The following is a 2,003-nucleotide window of genomic DNA, read 5'->3' on the forward strand; positions in this document are numbered from 1 at the left end:
GCGCTCGCTCGAGCGGCCAGTCCTCGAGGTCAGCCTCAGAGAGGCCGGGGCCGGTGCGGACGAACCCGCGCCGGTCGCGGGCCAGGTTGTCCGGCAGCCAGTCGGTGCGGGGCGCGGCGCCGATGAACACGAACAGGAAGCTCGTCTCGACCGTCTCCGTGGCCCCGCCCTCGCCCTCGAGGACGACGCGCTCGAGGTGGTCCTGCCCCCGGCACTCCGCGACCTCCGTGTGGAGCCGGACGTCGATCGACGGGTGAGCCTCGATGCGGTCGACGAGGTACTGGCTCATGCTCTTGGCCAGGTTGCCGCCGCGGACCAGCACGCTGACCTGGTCGGCGTAGTCGGCGAAGTGGAGCGCGGCCTGGCCCGCCGAGTTGCCCGCCCCGATGACCAGGACGTGCTCGCCGCGGCAGTTCAGGGCCTCGGTCATGGCCGCGCCGTAGTAGACGCCGGCGCCCTCGAAGCGCTCGGCGCCGTCCGCCGGAAGGCGGCGCCACTCGACGCCCGTCGTCAGCATGAGGGCATGGCACGAGATCTCGCGGTCGCCGCCCAACTCCAGGATCTTGTACGGCCCCTCGGTCCGCAACCCCTCGACCTCGACGGGCGCCAGGATCTCGACGCCGAACCGCTCGGCCTGGGCCACGCCACGCCGCGCCAGATCGGCGCCGCTCAGGCCCGACGGGAAGCCGAGGTAGTTCTCGATCCTCGAGGACGTCCCCGCTTGCCCGCCCGGCGCCTGGCGCTCGAGCATGACCGTCCTAAGCCCTTCGCTCGCCCCGTACACGGCCGACGCGAGCCCGGCCGGACCGCCTCCGACGATGGCCAGGTCGTAGAACTGCCGTTCGGCCGTTTGCCGCAGCCCGATCGCCGAGGCGACTTGGGCGGGCTCGGGCTGCTCGATCCGCGTCCCGTCCTCGAGGACGACGAGTGGCAGCTTGGAGTCGCCGGCGAGCTCGCGCGCCTCGTCCGACCGCTCGACGTCCTCGAAGCGGTATGGCACGTTGTTGCGAGCGAGGAAGTCGCGCAGGCGGTGGCCCTGGGCGCTCCACCGGTCGCCGATCAGGCGCAGGCCGCCGTAGCCCGGCCGGTAGGCGCCGCGCCAGTCCTCGAGGAGATCATCGAGCGTCGGGTAGAGCTTGCTCTCGGGCGGGTCCCACGGCTTGAGCAGGTAGTAGTCGACGCGGCTGTCGTTGATGGCCGAGATCGCGGCGTCGGTGTCGGCGTAGGCCGTCAGCAGCACGCGCTTCGTGGCCGGCGTCTTGTCCGCGACCTGGCTCAGCAGGCCGACGCCGTCGAGGCCGGGCATCCGCTGGTCCGAAAGGACGAGCGCGATCGGGGCGCTCTTCTGGAGGAGCTCGTCGACGGCCTCGATGGCCTCGGCGCCGGACGTGGCGCGGAGCACGCGGTACCGGTCCCCATAGCGGCGGCGGACGTCGCGCGCGACCGCACGGATCACGTCCGGGTCGTCGTCGACACACAGGATGGCGGGTTTGGGGGCGTCGGCCATGAGGAGGGGAGGCGTCGAGGTCGGACGCCAGGCCGTGCGCCGGGTTCGCGTCTTGGGGTCGGGCGTCGAGGACGCGCGTCAGCGGTCCGCCAAGAAGTCCGCGACGATCTGCGCCGTCTGAGCAGGGCTCTCCTGCTGCGGCGCGTGGCCCACACCGGGGAGTACACGGACGGTCGCGTCCGGGAGCCCGCTCTGCCATGCGGGGACGGCCGACGGGCTCAAGATTCGGTCCTCGGTCCCCCACAGGACCAACGTCGGTTGCTCGATCTCTGGGAGGACCGGCCGGAGGGCGTCGGCCTCGAGGGCGATCCGTCCGAACAGGTCGCGCAAGAACGGCGCGCGGCGGGCGTAGTCGTGGGCGAGCACGTCCCGGGCTGGGCCGGGAATGTCCGGGTCGGAGACGAACACCAACTCGAACAGCCGGTCGAGCTCGGCGCGCGTCGTCGGGACGAGCGGGAGTTGACCCCGGGCCAGGAGGGAGTCGAGGGCCGTGGGC

General features: G+C 72.5%; 2 protein-coding genes. Both read right to left on the reverse strand.

Annotation, left to right across the window (positions count from 1 at the left end):
* On the reverse strand, positions 1 to 1,507 hold a 1,507-nt coding region (locus WBA11_RS17440; protein WP_424521915.1), incomplete at its 3' end, for an FAD-dependent oxidoreductase.
* A gap of 78 nt (positions 1,508 to 1,585) precedes the next feature.
* Positions 1,586 to 2,003 (reverse strand): alpha/beta fold hydrolase (locus tag WBA11_RS17445; RefSeq protein WP_424521916.1); only part of this gene is annotated, 418 nt, incomplete at its 5' end.

Source organism: Rubrivirga sp. (assembly GCF_049648075.1).
Taxonomy (GTDB): Bacteria; Bacteroidota; Rhodothermia; order Rhodothermales; family Rubricoccaceae; genus Rubrivirga.